The sequence below is a fragment of the Streptomyces sp. NPDC104202 genome, from assembly GCF_055584185.1.
The window spans coordinates 42294-60783 of the sequence record NZ_JBVJMN010000031.1; the positions used below are offsets into that span (position 1 = coordinate 42294).

12 protein-coding genes are annotated in these 18490 nt (G+C 72.5%); 7 read left to right on the forward strand and 5 right to left on the reverse strand.

Going from position 1 to position 18490, the window contains the following annotated elements; genetic code table 11:
• The first annotated feature begins 144 nt into the window (after window positions 1–144).
• Entirely contained in the window at window positions 145–726 is a 582-nt protein-coding gene (locus ACZ60W_RS20655; protein WP_469756776.1) for a Dps family protein, read from the forward strand.
• A 201-nt stretch (window positions 727–927) separates the two neighbouring features.
• Window positions 928–1311 carry a DUF6479 family protein gene (locus tag ACZ60W_RS20660; RefSeq protein ID WP_469756777.1) on the forward strand — a complete coding sequence of 128 codons (384 nt, stop codon included), beginning with the start codon at window positions 928–930 and terminating at the stop codon, window positions 1309–1311.
• Window positions 1312–1556: 245 nt separating this feature from the next.
• Here ACZ60W_RS20660 and ACZ60W_RS20665 read toward each other — a convergent pair whose 3' ends face one another.
• Window positions 1557–2756, reverse strand: coding sequence for a cysteine desulfurase-like protein (locus tag ACZ60W_RS20665; RefSeq protein ID WP_469756778.1), 1200 nt, complete (start codon window positions 2754–2756; stop codon window positions 1557–1559).
• A 177-nt stretch (window positions 2757–2933) separates the two neighbouring features.
• On the opposite strand from ACZ60W_RS20665, the gene ACZ60W_RS20670 reads away from it, so the two are divergent.
• Window positions 2934–3857, forward strand: a complete 924-nt coding sequence (locus ACZ60W_RS20670) for a LysR family transcriptional regulator (protein WP_469756779.1) — start codon at window positions 2934–2936, stop codon at window positions 3855–3857.
• Window positions 3858–4077: 220 nt separating this feature from the next.
• A complete protein-coding gene (locus ACZ60W_RS20675) occupies window positions 4078–6474 on the forward strand; it encodes a SpoIIE family protein phosphatase (protein ID WP_469756780.1) in 2397 nt (798 codons plus the stop codon).
• Window positions 6475–6552: 78 nt separating this feature from the next.
• On the opposite strand, the gene ACZ60W_RS20680 is transcribed toward ACZ60W_RS20675, so the two are convergent.
• Window positions 6553–7644, reverse strand: coding sequence for a PP2C family protein-serine/threonine phosphatase (locus ACZ60W_RS20680; RefSeq protein ID WP_469756781.1), 1092 nt, complete (start codon window positions 7642–7644; stop codon window positions 6553–6555).
• 150 nt (window positions 7645–7794) lie between these two features.
• Complete coding sequence (locus ACZ60W_RS20685; protein ID WP_469756782.1) at window positions 7795–8685, reverse strand: SDR family oxidoreductase; 891 nt, start codon at window positions 8683–8685, stop codon at window positions 7795–7797.
• A gap of 63 nt (window positions 8686–8748) precedes the next feature.
• Here ACZ60W_RS20685 and ACZ60W_RS20690 point away from each other — a divergent pair, with 63 nt between their 5' ends.
• Window positions 8749–9345: a TetR/AcrR family transcriptional regulator gene (locus ACZ60W_RS20690; RefSeq protein ID WP_469756783.1), complete on the forward strand. Its 597-nt coding sequence runs from the start codon at window positions 8749–8751 to the stop codon at window positions 9343–9345.
• A gap of 82 nt (window positions 9346–9427) precedes the next feature.
• On the opposite strand, the gene ACZ60W_RS20695 is transcribed toward ACZ60W_RS20690, so the two are convergent.
• Window positions 9428–11182: a ThuA domain-containing protein gene (locus ACZ60W_RS20695; protein ID WP_469756784.1), complete on the reverse strand. Its 1755-nt coding sequence runs from the start codon at window positions 11180–11182 to the stop codon at window positions 9428–9430.
• A 16-nt stretch (window positions 11183–11198) separates the two neighbouring features.
• A complete protein-coding gene (locus ACZ60W_RS20700) occupies window positions 11199–14060 on the reverse strand; it encodes a PQQ-dependent sugar dehydrogenase (RefSeq protein ID WP_469756785.1) in 2862 nt (953 codons plus the stop codon).
• 365 nt (window positions 14061–14425) lie between these two features.
• On the opposite strand from ACZ60W_RS20700, the gene ACZ60W_RS20705 reads away from it, so the two are divergent.
• Window positions 14426–16825, forward strand: coding sequence for a ricin-type beta-trefoil lectin domain protein (locus ACZ60W_RS20705; protein WP_469756786.1), 2400 nt, complete (start codon window positions 14426–14428; stop codon window positions 16823–16825).
• Between the two features lie 304 nt (window positions 16826–17129).
• Window positions 17130–18311 carry an ROK family transcriptional regulator gene (locus ACZ60W_RS20710; protein ID WP_469756787.1) on the forward strand — a complete coding sequence of 394 codons (1182 nt, stop codon included), beginning with the start codon at window positions 17130–17132 and terminating at the stop codon, window positions 18309–18311.
• Window positions 18312–18490 lie beyond the last annotated feature (179 nt).

Genomic DNA, 18490 nt, shown 5'->3' on the forward strand with positions numbered 1-18490 from the left:
GGACGGTGGACGCGCGCCGAGTGGGTAGACGCCGCCAAAGGCGGCCCTGGGGATGCCGGGGCGGCCGGCGTTCGGGTGGGGGAGGAGGGTCCGGTGGTTGCGTGGCGTCGGCGGGACGAGCCGCATCGGAAAACGACGAAAGGTATGACCGTGACTTCTGCGTCTTCCCCCCAGTACACCGTTCCGGGCGTGTCCGCCCAGGACAGCAAGGACATCATCGGCGTCCTGCAGCAACGGCTGCACTCGCTCAACGATCTCGCGCTCACGCTCAAGCACATCCACTGGAACGTCGTCGGGCCGCATTTCATCGCGGTGCACGAGATGATCGACCCGCAGGTGGACCAGGTCCGGGCGATGACCGACGACCTCGCCGAGAGGATCGCGACCCTCGGCGGGGAACCCAACGGGACCCCCGGTGCCCTGGTCGCCGACCGCACCTGGGACGACTACTCCATCGGGCGCGACGAAGCCATCGCGCACCTGGGCGCCCTCGACCTCGTGTACACCGAGGTCATCAAGGACCACCGCACGGCCATGCAGAGCACCGAGCACTCCGACCCGGTCACGCAGGACATGCTGATCGAGCAACTGCGCGGCCTGGAGCTGTTCCAGTGGTTCGTGCGCGCCCATCTCGAGAACAGCGGGGGGACGCTCAGCACCGCCCGCGCCACGACCGAGCAGGCCGCGGCCGGCAAAGCGGCAGATCAGGCCCGCACTCAGCCCTGAGTGACCGTTCCGGTGGCGGCGGCCGGAGAGTAGCAGCGGCCGGCCGGTCGCGCGCGGAGGAGCGGGCGACGATGCGCGCCCCCCTGAGGCGCGCATCCGCCGCCCGGCCATCGAGGGAAGTGGGGGTGTCGGTGCCGGCCACGGTGTCCCGAGGGGCGCCAGGCACCACCCCGAGACCCAGTCACACGGACGGGATTACCCATGGACATGCACATCTACGGCGGGCAGGTACTGGCCGCCGGCGTCTGGCAGTCCGGTCTTGCCCAGTTGCTCGGCGGACTGATCGTGGTCGTGGTGCTGATCGGCGCCTTCATGTTCGGCATCAGGGTCAAGAACAAGGAGCTGCCCCCGCCCGACCCCGAGTCCCAGCCGCATCGCCCTGACAACGGCCAGCTGCCGGGTGAGGTGTCGGAGTACCGCAAGCCCTCCGAGATGCCCCGGACCGACGGCGAACACCGGCTCATGCCGCACAACCTCACGAACACGGGCGAGGCCGACCTCGAACCCCAGAGCGAGGAGAAGCGCAAGTGGCGCGGCATCTCCAGCGGCGGCTTCGGCAGCGGAGGCACCGGCCACGGCGACTGAGCCGGTACGAGGCAGTCGGGCACCCCACCTCGGCCGGCCGCCCCTCCGACCGCCCGTCTGGCCTCCATCGCCTGCCGGAGCCGGCATCGGCACCGACGGAGACGGCAGCACCGAGCCGGCATCGGCACCGACGGAGACAGCAGCACCGGCACCGGCACCGGCATCGGGCACGGCGGCACCACGTGCGCACGCGGCGGGAGCCCCCTCTGGACTGAGGGGGCTCCCGCCGCGTGTCCTGCCTCCGTTCAGAGGAAGGAGGACAGGCCGTCCAGGAACCGGTCCACGTCGTCGGCGGTGTTGTACGGCGCGAGCCCGACGCGCAGGGCGGGGGAGGGCAGCTTCAGCGCCGTGAAGGGTTCGTACGCGTAGAAGGATCCGGCAGGGGCAAGCACCCCGCGTGCGGCCAGGTGGGTCTGGGCGTCGCGGGCGTCTCGGCCTTCGAGGGTCATCAGGAGGGTCGGCGTACGGTCGGCCGCCTTCGCGTGCAGGGTGACCGCGTCGCCGAGGGCGTGCAGGCCCGCTTCCAGGCGGCTGCGCAGCACCAGCTCGTGCCGGTGAAGTGAGCCCAGGGAGTGCGCGAGCCGCTCCCTGCGCGTCGCTCCGGTGCCCGGGTCGAGGGCGGCGAGGAAGTCCACGGCCGCGGTGGCTCCGGCCAGGAGCTCGTAGGGCAGCGTGCCGAACTCGAAACGCTCCGGCACGGTGTCGGGAGACGGCAGGAGCTTGTCCGGGCGGACGGTTGCGAGGAGGTCGGGCAGACCGGCGAGCACGGCGCAGTGCGGGCCCAGGAACTTGTACGGGGAGCAGACGAACAGGTCCGCGCCGAGGGCGGGAACGTCGACCAGGGAGTGCGCGGCGTAGTGGACCCCGTCCACGTACACCAGGGCGCCGACCTCGTGCGCGCGGTCGGCGATCCGCCGCACGGGGGGCTTGGTGCCGAGTACGTTCGAGGCCGCGGTGAGCGCGACCAGACGCGTCCGGGGCGACAGGGCCCGCTCGAAGGAGTCGAGGTCGAGCTCCGTCGTCGCGCCGTCGACGTCGATCCAGCGGACGGTCACGCCGGTGCGTTCGGCCGCCTGGATCCAGGGGCGGACGTTGGAGTCGTGATCCAGGCGGCAGAGGACGATCTCGTCGCCGGCCCTCCAGTCCTTGGCCAGGTGGCGGGAGAAGTCGTAGGTGAGCTGGGTGGCGCTGCGCCCGTGGACGATGCCCTGCGCGGGGACGCCGAGCAGGTCGGCGTAGGCGGTCCGGAATTCCGTCACGGCGCGTTCCGCGTTGAGCTCGGAGAGGCTGACGGACCCCCGGTTCGACAGGGGGCCGGTCAGGGTCGCGGCGATGGCGTCGGCGACGGGACGGGGGGTCTGCGTACCGCCCGGGCCGTCGAAGAAGGCGAGGCCGCTGTCGAGGGACGGGAAGTGGGCTCGCAGAGCGGTCAGGTCGATGGCCATGGCCTCAGCTTTCGGGAGCAGCACGGGTCCTGCGGGCGTCAGGGCGATGCGGGTGCGGGTGCAGGTGCGAGATCGGGTGTGCGGGTGCGGGCGCGGTGGTCCTGCGGGCTCTCTAGACTCTGGCATCGGCACGGGGACACGTAAAGCGAGGGATCAAGAAGGGAGAGTTCACGGTTCGTGAAGGCCCAGCCCGATCTGAAGCTCCTCTCCACGTTCATGGCCGTGGTGGAGCGCGGCTCCATGGCCGAGGCCGCGTCGGTCCTCGGGTACGTCCCCTCCGCGGTGTCCCAGCACGTCGCCGCGCTGGAGCGCGACCTGGGCGTCGAGCTGCTCGTCCGACGCCCGGGGAGCAGGCTGATCCTGACCGCCGCGGGTCGTTCCCTCGTGCGGGCGGCACGGACGCTCTTCGAGGCGACCGCCCGGTTCCAGGACGCCGCCGACGGCATCGCGAGCGGTGAGATCGCCGAACTGCGCGTCGGCGCCTACCCCAGCGCGGTGAGCCACCTGCTGCCCGAAGTCCTGTCCGCGCTCGAAGGCCGTGATCGCGGCGCCCGCATCCGTCTGGTCATCGTGGAGACCCACGAGGGGCTGCCCAGGGTCACGTCGGGCGACCTCGATCTGCTCATCGCCTACCGGTACCTGCCGGAGGACCCGCCGGTCGCCTCCCCGGAGTGGGTGACCACCTCGCTGGGGTTCGAGCCGCTGGCCCTCGTCGCGGGCGCACGACCGGGCCGTCGTCCGCTGGAACTCGCGGACTGCCTGGAGAGGGGATGGACCTCCGGCCAGCCGCAGAACGCCGACCGGCGGCTGCTGCACCGCTGGGCCGGCGAGCTGGGGATCGCCCCGGACGTGACGCTGGAGACCGAGGACCTCCACAGCATGCTCGCCATGATCAGGGCAGGACTGGCCGTGGGGCTGATCCCGGTCACCCTCCTGAGAGACGAGGCCGACCGGCCCACGGTCCAGCGGGTCGCCCTGCCGCCGGAGTCCCTGCCGCTGCATCGCGAGGTGCTGGCCGTGAGCAGGCCCGGAACCCGTCCGCCGGTCATCGACGAGCTGGTCGCCCTGCTGGCCGCGGCGTTGGAGGACGTTCCCGCGTAGCGGTCGCGCCGCCGGCCGGAGCAGCGGACCGCGCCGCCGGCCGGAACAGCTGCTTCGCCGCGTCGGCCGGAACAGCCCGCACCGCGGCGCCTGCCGGGGCGTCCGCACGCGGCGCGACCGCCGAGCAGGCTTGCCGCCACCACGTGGACAGAAGGGCCGCGGCCGTCTCGCGGGAACGGGCGTCCTGCGCGCGCGACCGCTCCGACGGATGATGGGGAGCATGGAAGGGCTACCCTTCACGCCTCCTCCCGGGGCCGACAAGGACGGGCACCTCGGCCCGCCCCCGGCCGCCTTCGCCCTGCTGACGGCGGAGGGAACGCTCGTCGGGTGGAGCCGAGAGGCCGAGGCGCTCCTGGGATATCAGGCGTCGCAGGTACTGGGACGTCCGGCGTCGGACCTGATCGTGCCCGCGCACGGACACGACCGGTCGGAGGAGCCGCGGTCGGACCGCCGTCTCCTGAGGCTCGCCGGGGCCCCCAGCGCCCTCGTGGACGTGCGCCACCGCGACGGGGGCACCGTACGGGTGGCGGTGTCCCTGCACCCCCTGACGCCCGCGCCGGACGGTGATTCCTCCCGTCAGGCGCCTTCCGCCGTCCTCATGGCCGCCGAGCTGGAGGGGCTCCGCTGGTGGGAGACCCGGCAGGCGATGCTGCAGGGGCTCGTCACCCAGTCGCCGGTGACGCTGACCATCTACGGTCCTGGCGCGCGCCTCCTGTGGGCGAACGAGTCCAGCGTCCAGGAGCTCGGCGGCGACCTCGCGGCGCTGCTGGGGCGCTCCATGACCGAGCTCTTCCCGGGCGACGTCCTCACCACCCAGCATCCGGCACCCCCGGAGGACCTCGTCCAGCAGATCCTCGACACCGGTGAGCCGGTCATCGACGTCCGTTTCCGCGGGCGCGCCCCGGCCGACCCGGGGCGCGAGCACGTCTGGTCCTCGTCCTACTTCCGGCTGCTGGACGGCCGCGGGGAGCCCGTGGGCGTCTGCGAGCAGTCCATCGACGTCACCGACCACTACCGTGCGCAGCAGCGCCTCTCGCTCCTCGCGGAGGCCGGCGCGCGGATCGGGGCGACGCTCGACCCGGCCGGCACGGCGGCGGAGCTGGCCGAGACCGCCGTGCCGCAGTACGCCGACGCCGTGTTCGTCGACGTGGCGGCCGAGGTGCTCGAAGGAGAGGAACCGAAGCCCGTCACGGCCTGGGACCTCGTGCGCGCGGCGGCCTCCGACGAGGAGCCTTCCCGGGTGGGCGAGCGGGTCGCGTACGCCGCGGGATCCGCGCAGGCCGAGAGCCTGGCGAGCGGCCGGTCGGCGGCGGACGCCGAGGTCGCGGCGACGGAGCTGTACGTGCCGCTGATCGTGCGGGGGACACCCCTGGGTCTCGTCACCTTCGTCCGGGGCGGCGACTCGGAAGCCTTCGACGACGGCGACCGGGCCGTGGCCGAGGAGCTGGCGTCACGGACCGCCGTGTGCATCGACAACGCCCGGCGCTACCGCCGGGAGCACACCGCCGCGCTGATGCTCCAGCGCAGCCTGCTGCCCCGCTCGCTGCCCGAACTGAGCGCCGTCGAGGCGGCGAGCCGCTACCTGCCCGCCGACAGCCACCTCGGCGCGGGCGGCGACTGGTTCGACGTCATCCCGCTGTCCGGGGCACGCGTGGGGCTCGTCGTGGGCGATGTCGTCGGCCACGGCCTCGGGGCCGCCGCCGCCATGGGGCGGCTGCGCGCGATGGTGCGCACCCTGGCCGAGCTGGACCTCGCGCCGGACGAACTCCTGGCACGGCTCAACGACCAGGTAGGCAAGGACGCGCCCGACCAGAGCGGCCAGAGCGCGGAGGTCAGCGGCGCCGTCGGAGCGACGTGCCTCTACGGGATCTACGACCCCGCCTCCCGGACGAGCACCTGGGCGGCGGCCGGTCACCTGCCGCCGGCGGTGGTGCAGCCGCACGGGCCCGTCAGCCTCCTCCGTCTGCCACCCGGGTCCCCCCTGGGCAGGGGGCGGCTTCCGTACGAGAGCGCGCAGGTGGAGCTCACCGAGGGAAGTCTGGTCGTCCTGTTCACCGACGGCCTCGTGGAGGCCCGGGGACAGGGCGTCGACGTGGGGCTGGACCGGCTGGCAGCCGTCCTCGGGGAGGAACGGGGATCGTCACCCGACCGGCTGTGCGCCCGGATCGTCGCCGAGCTGGCGTCGGACCAGGTGCACGACGACGCCACCCTGCTCGTCGTGCGGACCCGTGCGCTGGGGGCGCGCCAGGTGGCGGCCTGGGAGCTGGCCTCTGACCCCGCGCTCGTCGCCCGCGCGCGTGCGATGGCCACGGAGCAGCTCGGGCGGTGGGGACTGGACGATCTGGCCTTCACCACGGAGCTGGTGGTCAGCGAGCTGGTCACCAACGCGATCCGTCATGCCTCCGGCCCGATCGGCCTGCGGTTGATCCGGGACCGCACGCTCATCTGCGAGGTCTCCGACTCGCAGCACACCTCACCGCACGCCCGTTACGCCGGCAACGACGAGGAGGGCGGACGGGGACTATTCATGGTCGCCCAGCTGACGGAGCACTGGGGGACGCGTTACATGGCGGCGGGGAAGACGATCTGGGCGGAACAGGCCCTGCCCCCGGCGTGACCGACCGCCGGCGCCGTACGGTGCCGGGGAGCCACCGGACCCATCCGTGCGGACGGCTCGGGGTGGGCTCTGGACGGTTCAGGGCGTGTGGAGGCGTACGGCCAGCGCGGCGATGTCGTCGTCGAGGCTGCCCCTGCTGTGCCGCAGGAGTTCGTGGTGCAGGGCGGTGAGCAGGTCGCGGGGAGGCGTGGAGACCTGGCGGCGCAACCACTCCGTCAGCGGGAAGAACTCGCCGTCCCGGGCGCGCGTCTCGGCGATCCCGTCCGTGTAGAGCAGGAGCAGCTCGCCGGGAGCGAAGTCGTACGCGTCCGCGCGGTAGTGGTCGCCGATCAGTTCCGCGAGGCTGAGCAGGGGCGACGGTGCGGACGGTTCCAGGGTGCGGACGCTCTTGCGGCTGTGGACCAACGGGGGAGGGTGCCCGCAGTTCACGATGGTGATCCGGCTGCCCTGGTGCGGGATCTCCACGAGCAGGGCGGTGGCGAACCGCTCCATCGGCGCCTCGGGGGGATGGGCCGCGTTGTGCCGGGCGCAACTGGCGTCGAGCCTGCGGGCGATGTCGGCCATGGCCGCCTCGCCGTGGGCCGCCTCGCGGAAGGCGTTGACGATCGCCGCCGCCGCTCCCACGGCCGGCAGCCCTTTGCCCCGCACGTCGCCGATGAGCAGCCGCACCCCGTACGGGGTGTCGACCACCTCGTAGAAGTCCCCGCCGATGCGGGCCTCCGCGGCGGCCGCGAGGTACAGCGATTCGATCTCGACGTTCCGGAAGCGGTGCGGCAGGGGCCGCAGGACCACCTGCTGGGCCGCGTCGGCGACGAGCCGCACCTGGAACAGGGTGCGCTCCCGCTGGAGCCGGACGTGACTTCCGTACGCGGCGGCCACGGTGACCGCGACGATCCCGCCGCACGTCCACCACGTCCCCAGGTCGGGGAAGACGAAGCTGAGTCCGATCATCAGGAGGAGACAGACGGTGCCGAGCAGGACGGTCGGGAGGACCGGCCACATGGCGGCGGCCAGCGCGGGCGCCGCGGGCAGGAGACGACTGAAGGCCATCTCCGGCGGCGTGGCGTAGGCCAGGCCGGCGATCACGACGGTCAGAATCACCGGCGACAGCCGCACCAGCCGGCCGTGGCCGTGGCCCCGACGGAGCCGCGGCCGTCCGGACTCGATCATGAATCCCAGGGTATCCGCGAGGCGCGTGCTCAGCGACGTGACGAGAGGCCGACCGGTGACCGCTGGTCCTCCGCCGTCGGACACGCGGCGCCCGTCCTCCGCCGTCGGGCTCCGCTACCGGGTCCGCTGTGCGGATCGCGGACGCCTCGGTCACGCACCCCCGGTGAACGCGGGCGCGTGGTCGGCGGCCCACGCGCGGAACGTCCGGGGCGCCGTCCCGAGCACGTCGGCCACCGTCGTGGTGAGGTACGCGGGCCGGCCGACCGCCGCGCCCCAGGCGGAGAGCAGCATGTCGACGGCCGAGCGGGGCGCCGCGCCCTCCCAGAGGCTCCGGAACTCGTCCGGGGTCAGTTCCTCGAAGGCGATCGCGCGGCCCAGGGCGTCGCCGATGAGCCGCACCTGCTGGGCCTGGGTCAGGGATTCGGGGCCCGTCAGGACGTAGTCCCCTCCCGCGTGTCCGTCCTGGCAGAGGGTCCGCGCCACGACCGCCGCGATGTCGCGGTCGTCGACCGGCGCCGAAGCGGCGGCGCCGTGGGGCCACCGCACGGCCTCGCCCCTGCGGATCGCGGGCGCCCACCAGGCCAGCGCGTTCGACGCGAACATGCCCGGCCGGACGATCGTCGACTCGATTCCGCCGGCCGCGATGAGCCGCTCGATGTCGGCGTGCAGCACCGCCATGGGATTGGGCTGCCGGAAGAAGGGATGCAGGGTCCGGTGGGGGGAGGAGAGGAAGACGACCCGCCGCACGTGGGCCGCCAGCCGCTCGACGACCGCCTCCGCGGTCGCGGGCGGGGCGGTCCAGACGAGGAAGGCCGCGCCGGCGCCTCGCAACGCCGGGTCGAGCGACTCCGGCACGGTGAGGTCGCCGACGAAGACGTCGACCCGCGCGGGCAGTGTCGCCGCCGCGGCCGGGCGGCGGACGAGGGCGCGGACCGGCACGCCGGCGTCGAGGAGGAGGTCGATCGCGATGCGGCCCACCCTGCCGGTCGCACCGGTGACCAGGACGGGGGAAACGGCGGGGGGAATGGCTGTGGCGTTCACGGCGCCCATGAAAACGTTACTCGGTTAAAAAAGCAACTCGGTTACGAGTGTTACTGTGGTCCGATGAGCGAGCCGACGGGACTGCGGGCCCGCAAGAAGGAGCGGACGCGCGACGCGATCGGGGACGCCGCGGTCTCGCTGTTCCTGGAGCGCGGCTTCGACCGCGTCTCGGTCAGTGACGTCGCCGCGGCGGCCGAGATCTCCAAGCCGACCCTCTTCCGGTACTTCCCCACCAAGGAAGACCTGGTGCTCCACCGGTTCGCGGACCACCAGGGCGAGGCGGCACGCGTCGTGCGCGACCGCGCGTCCGGCACCGGGCCGGTGGCGGCGCTGCACCGGCACTTCCGGGACGGGCTCGATCGCCACGACCCCGTCACCGGGCTCAACGACCACCCCGAGGTGGTGGCCTTCCACCGGCTGGTGTTCACCACACCGAGCCTGGCGGGCCGGCTGACGCGGTACCGGCTGGAGGACGAGGAGGCGCTGGCGGCCGCCCTCGGCGAGGACATCGGGGCACGGCTGCTGGCCGCCCAGGTGCTCGCGGTCCAACGGGTGCTGGCCCGGAGCAACTGGCACAGGATCGCGGGCGGCCGCACGGCCAGGGACGTCCACCCCGAGGCCGTGGCCGACGCCGACCTCGCGTTCGATCGGCTGCCGTGAGGCAGACGCGACCATGAACGGCAGGCCCGCCGCACGTCGTGCGGCGGGCCTGCGTCGTGGTGGTGCGTCGTCCTGCCGAACGTCAGGGCAGGACCCACTTCTGGTTCGGGCCGGTGTGGCAGGTCCACAGGTGCACGACCGTGCCGTCGTTCCAGACGCCTCCGGAGGCGTCCAGGCACTTGCCGGACTGCGGGTTGCGGACCGTGCCGTTCGACTGCGGCTCCCACTTCTGGGCGCCGGTGCCGTTGCACGTCCACAACTGGACCTTCGTGCCGTCCGCGCTGCCGCCGCCGGAGACGTCCAGGCACTTGCCCAGGGCCTTGACGGTGCTGTCGGAGGAGACGGTCCACCGCTGGGCGGCGGTGCCGTTGCACGTCCACAGCTGGATCTTCGTGCCGTCGGCGGTCTGGGCGTTGTCGACGTCCAGGCACTTGCCGTTCACGCCCTTCACCTCGCCGGTGCGGGGGCCGGGCTGCTGGCCCCCGCCGAGCTTGACGCGGACGTTGCGGAAGGACACGTCGTCGCCGTCGCCGTGGTTCTGGAGGCCGATGTGGCCCTGGCGGAGGCTGCGCACGGGGTCGGTGTTGGTGAAGTCGTTGATCTTCCGGCCGTTGAGGAAGATCTCCAGGCGCTCGCCGGTGACCTTGAGCTCGTAGGTGTTCCACTCGCCCGGCGGGTTCAGCGCGGCGTCCCTGGCGGCGATGTCGGCGGACCTGAAGCCGTAGACGGCGCCGGTGGTGCGGTCGGCGCTGTCCGTGGCGTCGATCTGGATCTCGTAGCCGTTGTTCACGGCCGACCAGGGGTCGTCGGATGCGGGGAAGCCGAGGAAGACGCCGGAGTTGTCGTCGCCGGCGGCCTTCCAGTCGAGTTTGACGGAGTAGTCGCCGGTGAGCTCCTGCGCGGAGTACCAGAGCATGCCCAGGCCGCCCTGCGAGGTGAGGGTGCCGTCGGCGAGGGTGAACCCGCCGGGGCCGGCCTGCTTCCAGCCCGTGGTGGAGGAGCCGTCGAAGAGGGCGGTGTAGCCGGTCTCCGGTCGGCAGTCGGCCTCGGTCATGCCCGCCGCCCAGCGGATGCCGCCGAGGAGGTGGCGCCGGAAGGCCGGTTCGGCGTACGACTCGTCGGTGTGGCCGCCGCCGGTGTAGAAGGCCCGGCCGCCCTGGTGGTTCTTGCACCAGGCGATCGGGTGGTCGCCCGCCATGGTGCCGCCGGAATAGCTTGACTCGTCGAGCGAGGCGAGGACGCGGGCGGTGGTGCGGGGGTTGGTGCGGTAGTTGTACCACTCGTCGGTGCGCTGCCAGGCGGGGCTCAGGTGGGCGGTGGCATCGTGCGCCCGGTCCTCCACGCGGACGGTGGCGGACTGGATCGCGGGATGGGACTGGAAGAGGGCGCCGGCGAGCCCCTCGTAGAAGGGCCAGTCGTACTCGGTGTCGGCGGCGGCGTGGATGCCGACGTACCCGCCGCCGTTCTGGATGTACTGCTCGAAGGCGGTCTGCTGGGCGCCGTCGAGGACGTCGCCGGTGGTGGACAGGAAGACGACGGCCTTGTACGGGGCGAGGTTGCCGGTCGTGAACGCCTGGGCGTTCTCGGTGGCGTCGACGGTGAAGTTGTTCGCCGTGCCCAGCGCGCGCAGGGCGGCGATGCCGTCGTCGATGGAGGAGTGGCGGAAGCCGGCGGTCTTGGAGAAGACGAGGATCCGGTACGCGGGGTCGGCCGCCGCGCGTGCGTCGACGGTGCCGGCGGCCGGGGCGGCCGCCGCGGGCAGGGCCGCGGCGTGCGGGGCCAGCGCGAGGGCGGCGCCGGCGACGAGTCCGAGCACGGTTCTCACTGCGGTGCGCATGGGGTTGCCTTCCTTCCTACGACTGGGGGAGGGACCACTTCTGGTTGGGGCCGGCGTGGCAGGTCCACAGATGGACGACGGTGCCGTCGTTCCAGACGCCTCCGGAGGCGTCGAGGCACTTGGCGGACTGCGGGTTGCGGACGGTGCCGTCGGCCTGGGCGGCCCAGGTCTGGGCGGCGGTGCCGTTGCAGGTCCAGAGCTGGATCTTCGTGCCGTCCGCGTCGGCGCCGCCGGAGACGTCCAGGCACTTGCCGAGGGCCTTGACGGTGCCGTTCGCGGAGACGGTCCACCGCTGGGCGGCGGTGCCGTTGCACGTCCACAGCTGGACCTTGGTGCCGTCGGCGGTCTGGGCGTTGTCGACGTCCAGGCACTTGCCGTTGACGCCCTTCACCTCGCCCGAGCCCGTGCCGCCGGTCGCGGAGGTGGCGAAGGAGAACTCGTCGAGGTCGAAGAGGGAACCGCTGCCGCCCCTGAAGACGAGGTACAGCGTGGTCGATCCGGCCGGGCCGCCCGCGAGCGGGGCGGTCACGTCCTGGAAGGTCTCCCAGCCGCCGGTGACCGGGACGGTCGCGGTGCCGAGCAGGGTGCCGGTGGCGGAGCCGGCGCGGACCTCGATCGTGCCGCCCGCGCCCGCGGAGGAGACGCGTGCCGTGAACCGGCTGACGTTGCCCAGCGCGTACGGTGCGAAGGAGATCCAGTCGCCGTTGTCGATGTAGCCGACGGTCTTGCCGCCGTGGGCGGGGGCGTGCGTGACCACCTGGACGCCGGAGGAGGCGCCGTGGTGCTCGGCCTGCCGGTGGGTGGGCTGGACGACGCGCTGGTCGTGGGTGGTCAGGGCCGGCTGGCCGTTGGCCCCCTTGTCGGTGTACTCGGCGTCGACCACGCCGAAGATGTTCGCGTTGGGGTCGTGCTCGCCGTCCGCCAGCGTCTGCAGCGTGCCCGAGCAGCCGGTGGTCGACGTCTGCGGGTGGCCGTGGCTGTCGTGGCCGACGATGAAGGTGATCTTGACCTTGGAGCAGTCGATGGTGCCGTCCTGCGGGTCGGAGACCGTCACCCTGAACGGGATCGCCGCACCGAAGTCGTAGATGCTCCCGTCGACGGGCAGGTCGATGCGGACGGTCGGAGCCGTGTTGCCGACCGTGATCCGGACCGAGGCCGTGGCGGACTTGCCGGTGGCGTCGGTGACCTTCAGCGTGGCCGTGTACTGGCCGTTGGCGGTGTACGTGTGGGAGGGGGAGGCGGCGGTGGACGTGGCGCCGTCACCGAAGGTCCAGGCGTAGGTGAGCGCCGTGCCCTCGGGGTCCGCGCTGCCCGCCGAGGAGAAGGAGACGGCCAGGGGCGCCGTTCCCGAGGTGACGTTCGCCTTGGCCTGCGCGGTGGGCGCGAGGCCGCCGGTCACGTGCTCGATGCGGTAGAGGGCGGAGTTCTCGTCGCCGCTGAAGTAGCCGGTCCCGTAGTCGAGCACGTACAGGGCCCCGTCCGGACCGAAGGCCATGTCCATCACCTGGGTGCCGCTCCAGGGGAACGCGTTGATGGACTGGACGGTGCCACTGGCGTCCGAGGCGACGCGCTTGATCCAGCGGCGGCCGAACTCGCCCGCGAAGAACTGGCCGTCGTACTCCTGGGGGAACTTGACGTCGGAGGGGGAGGAGGCGTCGAAGCGGTAGACCGGGCCGCCCATCGGGGACTCCGAGCCGCCGCCGAACTCCGGCACCGAGTTCCCGTCGTAGGGGATCCAGGCCGGCCGGGCCGGCGGCAGGTCCGTCAGGCCGGTGTTGCGCGGCGAGGTGTTGCGCGGTGCGGCGCAGCTGAAGGCGGAGCCCGAGGCGCCGGTGGCGAAGTCGTAGTCGACGTACGCGTCGTCGTCGCCGGTGCAGTACGGCCAGCCGTAGTTGCCCGCGCCGGTGATCCGGTTGAACTCCACCTGGCCGGCGGGGCCGCGGGTGGGGCTCGCGCTGCCGGCGTCCGGACCGTAGTCGCCGAGGTAGACGATGCCTGTGGACCGGTCGACGCTCATGCGGAAGGGGTTGCGGAAGCCCATGGCGTAGATCTCGGGGCGGGTCCTCGCGGTGCCCGGCGCGAAGAGGTTCCCGGAGGGGATCGTGTACGTGCCGTCGGCGGCGACCTTGATCCGCAGGACCTTGCCCCGCAGGTCGTTGGTGTTGCCGGCGGAACGCTGTGCGTCGTAGGCGGGGTTGCGCGAGGGCCGTTCGTCGATGGGGGTGTAGCTGTCGGAGGCGAACGGGTTGGTGTCGTCGCCCGTCGACAGGTACAGGTTGCCGGCGGCGTCGAAGTCGATGTCGCCGCCGACGTGGCAGCAGATGCCCCGCGAGGCGGGCACGTCGAGGATCTTCTTCTCGCCGGCGACGTCCAGCGTGCCGTCCGTCCTCAGGACGAACCGGGAGAGGCGGTTGACCCCGTCGAAGGGGGCGAAGTCGGCGGCCGTGCCGTCGGCGGGGGCGTCGCCGCCCGGGGTGGCGAGCTTGGGGGCGTAGTAGAGGTAGACGTGCCGGTTGGAGGAGAAGCCGGGGTCCACGGCGACGCCCTGGAGCCCCTCCTCGTCGTGGCTGTACACGTCGATCCTGCCGGCCACGCTGGTGGTCCCGGCGGCGTCCGTCAGGCGGACGGTGCCGTCCCGTGAGGTGTGCAGGACCGAGCGGTCCGGCAGCACGGCCAGGGTCATGGGCTCGCCCATCTCGGCGACGCCCTTGGCGAGCGTGACCTGCTGGAACTCCGGCGCGGCCGCCGCGGCCCGGGCCGGCTCGTCGTGGAGCGGCGCGGCGGTCGCGGCCGTGGCCGCGGGCAGCAGGAATCCCGCGGCGCAGGCCAGGGCGGTCAGGAACCGGAGGCGCTGGGGTCTGGGCGTTCTCGTGCGCACAGATGGTCTCCCGGAGTGAGGGGGGATGACGGGGCCGCGTGGGCCACCGGTGTGTTCACGGGCGTGCGCCGTCACGCCGTGGGCCCGGCCCGCTGGGGCTTGACCGGTGCAGTTCAAGGAAGCTAGCGCGCTTTGTCGGACTCCGTAACCCGGCCCGCACGAATTGCCATGACTTTCTCTCCGTACGGGACAAAGTATGGACGACCTCGGAGGGACTCCCTACTGTGTCCGGCGCGGCGGTGCGGACGCGTCCCGACTCCCGCCCGCCCACGCCTCCGTGACCGGGACGACGGCGCGCCCCGGCAGCGGTGGATCCCCCGTCACCCGATCGCACCCCTCGTCCCGAGGGGGCGTCAGGAGGTCACGTGTATCCACGGCTGAACGCCCGCCGGCCGGGCCGACGTCTCGCCCCACCTCTGCTCGTCGCCCTTCTCGCCCTCGCCCTGTCGGCAGCGCCGCTGCCCGCGGACGACGCCGAGGCCGCCGCCCTTCCCCCGCAGGAACCGGGCGTCACCCTCCGGGTCTTCGACGTCCAGCTGCCGCTCAGCGACATCTGCGCCCTGAAGCCGGGCCAGACGCCCAACATCGACAAGCGGATGCCGGTGATCGACTGGTCCTCGCCCACCGACTTCGGCCTGGACGCCAACTTCGTCACCCACACCCTCGGCAATCTCCACGCCCCCGCCGCGGGCAGCTACACCCTCCGCCTCACCAGCGACGACGGCAGCCGTCTCTGGATCGACGACCGGCTCGCGATCGACCACGGCGGGCTGCACGGAGCGGAACCCAAGGAGGCCACCCTCACCCTGACGGCCGGGCCCCACGCCTTACGGATCGAGCACTTCGAGCGGGGAGGCGGCGAACAGCTGACGCTCGCGTGGAAGCCGCCCGGCGCCTCCGCCTTCACCGTCGTGCCCGAGACCGCCCTCAGCACGGACGCCGGCGTCGTCCGCGTGACGGCCCCCGGCCGCAAGGAGTGCGAGGGCGGCACCGACTCCCCGGGCGACGGCCTGCCGCTCACCGGCGTGCACCCGAACTACACCCTGACCGACCTCCGCCCCGCGGGCTTCGAACCCCAGGTCTCCGCGATGGACTGGCTCCCGGACGGCCGCCTGGCGGTGACCACCTGGGGCGGCAGCGACCAGACGGCGGGGGAGGTCTACCTCCTGTCGAACGTCACGGGCGCCACCGGCCGGGACAAGGTGACGTACAAAAAGATCGCCTCGGGCCTCAAGGAGCCCATGGGGATCACACACGTCGACGGCAAGCTCTACGTGTCGCAGAAGCACGAGCTGACCGAGCTGAACGACACGAACGGCGACGAGGTCACCGACCAGTACCGGAAGGTCGCCGGCTGGCCGTTCGGCGGCAACTTCCACGAGTTCGCCTTCGGACTGCTCTACCGGGACGGCTTCTTCTACCTGAACCTGTCCGTCTCCATCAACTACGGCGGAGCCACCACGGACCCGCAGCCCGCCGCGAACCGCGGCACCACCATCAAGGTGAACCGGCAGACCGGCGAGGTCTCCTACGTCGCCGGCGGCCTGCGCACCCCGAACGGCATCGGATGGGGACCCGAAGGGGGCATCTTCGTCACCGACAACCAGGGCGGCTGGCTCCCCTCCTCCAAGCTCCTCCACATCAAGCAGGGCCGCTTCTTCAACCACTACACCAACCCCGACGGCCCCTTCGACGACCAGCCCGTGACCCAGCCGGTCCTCTGGCTGCCGCAGAACGAGATCGCCAACTCGCCCAGCACGCCGCTGCAGTTGACCAGTGGGCCGTTCACCGGCCAGATGCTGTTCGGTGACGTCACCTACGGCGGCATCCAGCGGGCCTACCTGGAGAAGGTCGGCGGCGAGTACCAGGGCGCGGTCTTCCGGCTCACCCAGGGCCTGGAGGCCGGCGTCACCCGCATCAGCGTCGGACCCGACGGCGCCCTCTACGCCGGAGGGCTCGGCGCGGGCGGTAACTGGGGCCAGGAGGGCAAGCTCGCCCACGGCCTCCAGAAGCTCACCCCCAACGGCACCGACGCCTTCGACATCCGCACCATGAAGGCGGTGCCCGGCGGCTTCGCCCTGGAGTACACCCAGCCCCTGTCGGCCGCGACCGCGGCCGACCTGGTCAAGCACTACAGGATCAAGCAGTGGCGGTACGTCCCGACCGCGGCCTATGGCGGCCCGAAGGTCGACGAGGAGACCCTCGCCGCCCAGTCGGCGACCCTCTCCGCCGACGGCAGGACCGTCACCCTCGCCATCCCGGGCCTCAAGGCCGACCGCGTCGTCCACCTCCGCTCGCCCCGCCCCTTCAGCTCCGCCGCGGGGGAGACCCTGTGGAGCACCGAGGCGTGGTACACCCTCAACCGCCTGCCCGGCACGGCCGGCGGCACGGGCGAGGTGAAGGGCGTGAACGGCAAGTGCCTGGACGTCGACAACGCCCAGACCGCCGACGGCACGAAGATCCAGCTGTGGACGTGCAACGGCACCGCCGCCCAGCGGTGGACCGTCTCCTCCGACAGCACCGTCAAGGCCCTGGGCAAGTGCCTGGACGTGTCCAACGGCGGCAGCGCGGACGGCACGAAGGTCCAGTTGTGGACGTGCAACGGCAGCGGTGCCCAGAAGTGGGAGCCGCAGTCGAACGGCACGGTCCGCAACCCGCAGTCCGGCAAGTGCCTGGACGCCTCCGGAGGCGTCTGGAACGACGGCACGATCGTGCACCTGTGGACCTGCCACACCGGTGCCAACCAGAAGTGGGTCCTGCCCTGACGGCCGGGCACACGTGGTGAGTTGAAGGTGCTGCCCGGCCGGGATGCGGCCGGGCAGCATCGTCGCGTCGCGTGCGGCCCGGGCTTTTCCCGGCGCCGGTCCACCGGTGACGGCCGCACGAAAATCGCCCCCGCACCCTCCTTTGTCCTCACTGCGGAAAAAGTCGAAGCGGATCCGTGCGCAAGTTCTTCCCAGCCGGGGAACCCACTGCTACGTTTCCCTCGAAAGCAGACGAAGCCCGTGGACCATCCCCCTTCGGGGGAGGGGTTCACGGGACGGCAGGAGAGGAGGGGACGTGCGACGCATGACGGCCCGACCCGGCAACGCCCACCAGGCGCGACTGCTGCGGCTGCTGCGCGACGGCGGCCCCCACTCCCGCGCCCAGCTCGGCGACCTCGTCGACCTCTCCCGCTCCAAGCTCGCGGTGGAGGTGGACCGCCTCCTGGAGACGGGCCTCGTCGTCGCGGACGGTCTCGCCGCCTCCCGCGGAGGGCGCCGCTCGCACAACATCAGGCTCGTGCCCGAGCTGCGCTTCCTGGGCGTCGACATCGGCGCGACCTCGATCGACGTCGCCGTGACCAACGCCGAACTGGAGGTACTCGGCCACCTCAACCACTCGATGGACGTACGCGAAGGCCCCGTGGCGGTCTTCGAACAGGTGCTGTCGATGGTCGAAAAGCTCAGATCGCTCGGGCTGGCCGACGGACTGGACGGTGCCGGAATCGGCGTGCCCGGCCCGGTCCGCTTCCCCGAGGGCGTCCCCGTGGCGCCCCCGATCATGCCCGGCTGGGACGGTTTCCCCGTCCGCGAGGCCCTCAGCCAGGACCTCGGCTGCCCCGTCATGGTCGACAACGACGCCAACCTGATGGCCCTGGGCGAGCAGCACGCCGGCGTCGCCCGATCCGTGGCGGACTTCCTGTACGTCAAGATCGGTACCGGCATCGGCTGCGGCATCGTCGTCGGAGGCGAGGTCCACCGCGGCACGATGGGCAGCGCCGGCGACATCGGGCACATCCAGGTCGACCCGGACGGCCGGGCCTGCGGCTGCGGCAACAGGGGCTGCCTGGAAGCCCACTTCAGCGGCTCCGCCCTCGCCCGCGACGCCGAGGACGCGGCGAACGGAGGCGGCTCCGTCGAGCTCGCGGCCCGGCTGGAGGCCCACGGCGCACTCACCGCTGCGGACGTCGCCGCGGCCGCGGCCGCGGGCGACCCCGTCGCCCTGGGCCTCATCCGGGCGGGCGGCGACCGGGTCGGGCAGGTCATCGCCGGACTCGTCAGCTTCTTCAACCCCGGCATGGTCGTCATCGGCGGCGGTGTGACGGGCCTCGGGCACACCCTGCTCGCCAGCGTGCGCACCCAGGTGTACCGGCGCTCCCTGCCACTGGCGACCAGGAACCTTCCCATCGTCCTCGGCGAACTCGGCTCGACCGCCGGTGTGATCGGCGCGGCCCGCCTCATCAGCGACCACCTGTTCTCCCCGGCCTGACCCACGCCCCACCGCACTCCCGTACCGCCGGCACCCGCATCACCGCACCTCCGCACCAGCCGGTACCACCGGCACCCGCATCCCCGTACCGCGGCGCGTCCCCGCACCACCCGCGCCGTGCCGCACCCCCATGCTCAGCCACGCACAACGCGTACCGCCCGCATGACCAGCACGCCCCC

Excerpts from the sequence above, each read along its gene's own strand:
- ACZ60W_RS20655 (WP_469756776.1), top strand. The coding sequence starts at position 145 with ATGACCGTGACTTCTGCGTCTTCCCCCCAGTACACCGTTCCGGGCGTG.
- ACZ60W_RS20660 (WP_469756777.1), top strand. The coding sequence starts at position 928 with ATGGACATGCACATCTACGGCGGGCAGGTACTGGCCGCCGGCGTCTGG.
- ACZ60W_RS20665 (WP_469756778.1), bottom strand. The coding sequence starts at position 2,756 with ATGGCCATCGACCTGACCGCTCTGCGAGCCCACTTCCCGTCCCTCGAC.
- ACZ60W_RS20675 (WP_469756780.1), top strand. The coding sequence starts at position 4,078 with ATGGAAGGGCTACCCTTCACGCCTCCTCCCGGGGCCGACAAGGACGGG.
- ACZ60W_RS20680 (WP_469756781.1), bottom strand. The coding sequence starts at position 7,644 with ATGATCGAGTCCGGACGGCCGCGGCTCCGTCGGGGCCACGGCCACGGC.
- ACZ60W_RS20690 (WP_469756783.1), top strand. The coding sequence starts at position 8,749 with ATGAGCGAGCCGACGGGACTGCGGGCCCGCAAGAAGGAGCGGACGCGC.
- ACZ60W_RS20695 (WP_469756784.1), bottom strand. The coding sequence starts at position 11,182 with ATGCGCACCGCAGTGAGAACCGTGCTCGGACTCGTCGCCGGCGCCGCC.
- ACZ60W_RS20710 (WP_469756787.1), top strand. The coding sequence starts at position 17,130 with ATGACGGCCCGACCCGGCAACGCCCACCAGGCGCGACTGCTGCGGCTG.